Raw genomic sequence first — 2,458 nt, forward strand, 5'->3', positions numbered from 1 at the left:
CTAAACTTGTTTAATATAGCTTCTTTAAATTGACCGGAATGCCTTTGATAATTCACTTGCTGTAACTTACCGCTCCCTGTTTATTTGTAAATTAATTGAGGCGACAACTATCCTGACACAGGGGGTTTTTTCATAACTATTTCCTTTAGTTAACATAATAGAGAATCCTTACCACTTTATTTTCTTTTTTTAATTTCTAGTAAATCACTTTCAATGACTGAACTTTTTCATTTTACGACAAATCATTCATTTCACAATTTAGCGATATAATTCCATTTCCATCAAGTATTCCCCGTATGCTCTCATTGTCAAAAACTGCTTACCTGCCAAATAATAATCTCTTTCAATTTCATTAATCGCATCTTTTATCTCTTCTGGTGAAGACGCTTTTTCATAGCGGTAGCTCCAGTATTTCTTAAGCTCGCTTAAGTCAAAGAATTCCTTACCACTTAAAGGGGCCTCTGCTTTGTTTCGTTGGAACTGATCTTCTTCTTCACGAAACGCTCTTTCAAGAGTTTCTTTACCTCGTTTATTTTTATCTAATTGTTCTTGAGAAAATTTAATCTCAGCTGATTCAGTTATTGTCTGAATTCGGGCATTACAATATAAATGCATTTTTATCTCAAGTCCTTCAACTTTTTCGGCATCTATGTATTCCTATAGGGCTTATGCTTAATTAAGCTGAAAACGCCTTGTGGTGTAATAACAATCACTTGAGATCAGCAAAACGATTGAAATTGATAAAAAACTGTCGCACTCAATCCGCAGAACTAGACTCAATAATTACTGTCTTAATATAAACACTAAAACGTTGAGGCTGAACCTCTTTAGCACCTATGATGATATGAATCATCATATGGCATACTTTACATTTAGTACTGATAGCATAAGCAGGTACACCCACTTTAACTTCAACACCATATTGAGTTTCTTTTAACAGATTCGAAGCCTTAGTAAAATCAAGTAACTTTCCTTTAATGCTTTGAATTTCATTAAAAGAAAAAAAAACATCACCCTTACACTTTGGACATTTCACATGGAACTTCGTTTCTAATAGTTCATTTTCACTCCCCAAAAAAATAGAGCGCAGCCTGCTACCAGAATATGTATATATCATTTATAAATCATCCTTATTGTTAGATGGCCGTTTTTCCTTAATTTTTCCCTTATCTTTCAAATTTTCAATTGAACTTGGTAACTCATATTGTGTACCCCCTCCAGGCTGACCTGTTCTGGTCAACTCCAACCGGACACTTTTCTAAAAGAAATTTCAAAATCTATCGGTGACTGATCAGCATTTGCCGAGTGCAGTCGCTCTAGATTGTAATATTTCATATATTTAGCTACATCATCACACATATGGTGACGAGTTGGCTGTGGTACTTTTAATAGCCAATCATGCTTTAAACTACCAAAGAAACGCTCCACAACTGCATTGTCCCAACACGCACCGACATCACCCATACTCGCTCGACAGTTCAATTGTTTTAATAAACGTCGATACCCTTTACTCGTATACTGCGAACCTCTATCGCTATGAAATACTAAGCCTTTAGGTGGTTTTCGCAAGTTGTAAGCCTTCAAAAATGCTTTCTCCACTAAGCTTCTCGTCATACGCTTAGAGATATGCCAGCCGACGATTCTACGAGAATACAAATCCATTACAATGGCAAGATATAGCCAACCTTCACCTGTTTTAAGATAGCTCACATCACCTGCCCATACTTGGTTTGGCCCAACAGGATTAAAATTCATATTAAGCAAATTATCAGCCACGCTATCACTGTGTTTACGCTTTGTGGTGACTTTATAAGCCAGACGTTGCGTTACCACCAGTTTCAATCGCGCCATTAACTTAATAGTGCGATAACGTGTAATGCTAAACCCTTCTTTGCGTAATGCTTTAGCTAACTCTCTGCTACCTAGGCTGTTTCTACTGGCCTTGAATAATGCTTTAGCTCGACGAAATAATTCTAGAGTGTCAGCAGTGATAAGCTCACCCGGCCTTTTAAGCCAAACGTAATACGCTGACGAACTGACTTGCATCACTTTACACGCCATCGAAATAGGATATTTCGACTCAAGATTATTGATAAATGAATACCTTACTTCATTTCTTTCGCAAAGAAGGCGCTGGCCTTTTTTAGTATTTCGCGCTCCATCAATAAGCGTTTATTCTCTTTACGCAATAACATGAGCTCAGTGCGTTCATCTACAGATAATGCATCGCCTTGAGTTAGCTTTTTGTGTTTAGCCACCCAGTTATAAAGAATTTTATCTGTAATACCTAAAGACGCTGCTGCTTGGACTATCGTGTAATTTTGATCAAGAACCAAAGCGACAGCTTCTTGTTTAAAATCATCTGGATATTGTTTATTTATTCGTTTAGTCATATTCACCTCAATAATGGCATTATTATATTCCTTTATTGAAGTGTCCGGCTAATTCAACCACAACA

Annotated in this window: 3 protein-coding genes; all 3 read right to left on the reverse strand. The window is 36.7% G+C overall.

Annotated features, from left to right (window positions below; genetic code table 11):
• Window positions 1-258 precede the first annotated feature (258 nt).
• Window positions 259-615: a hypothetical protein gene (locus H5125_RS21510; protein ID WP_182745462.1), complete on the reverse strand. Its 357-nt coding sequence runs from the start codon at window positions 613-615 to the stop codon at window positions 259-261.
• 142 nt (window positions 616-757) lie between these two features.
• The gene (locus H5125_RS21515) at window positions 758-1,117 is read right to left on the reverse strand and encodes a hypothetical protein (RefSeq protein ID WP_011637808.1); all 360 of its coding nucleotides are present in this window, start codon (window positions 1,115-1,117) and stop codon (window positions 758-760) included.
• 119 nt (window positions 1,118-1,236) lie between these two features.
• A protein-coding gene (locus H5125_RS21520) for an IS3 family transposase (protein WP_182745463.1) occupies window positions 1,237-2,393 on the reverse strand; the annotation gives its coding sequence in 2 pieces (ribosomal slippage) (window positions 1,237-2,147 and window positions 2,147-2,393; 1,158 coding nt in all).
• Between the last annotated feature and the right edge of the window lie 65 nt (window positions 2,394-2,458).

It is taken from the genome of Shewanella sp. SR44-4, assembly GCF_014163715.1.
In the GTDB taxonomy this organism is placed as follows: Bacteria; Pseudomonadota; Gammaproteobacteria; order Enterobacterales; family Shewanellaceae; genus Shewanella.

Excerpts from the sequence above, each read along its gene's own strand:
- H5125_RS21515 (WP_011637808.1), bottom strand. The coding sequence starts at position 1,117 with ATGATATATACATATTCTGGTAGCAGGCTGCGCTCTATTTTTTTGGGG.
- H5125_RS21510 (WP_182745462.1), bottom strand. The coding sequence starts at position 615 with ATGCATTTATATTGTAATGCCCGAATTCAGACAATAACTGAATCAGCT.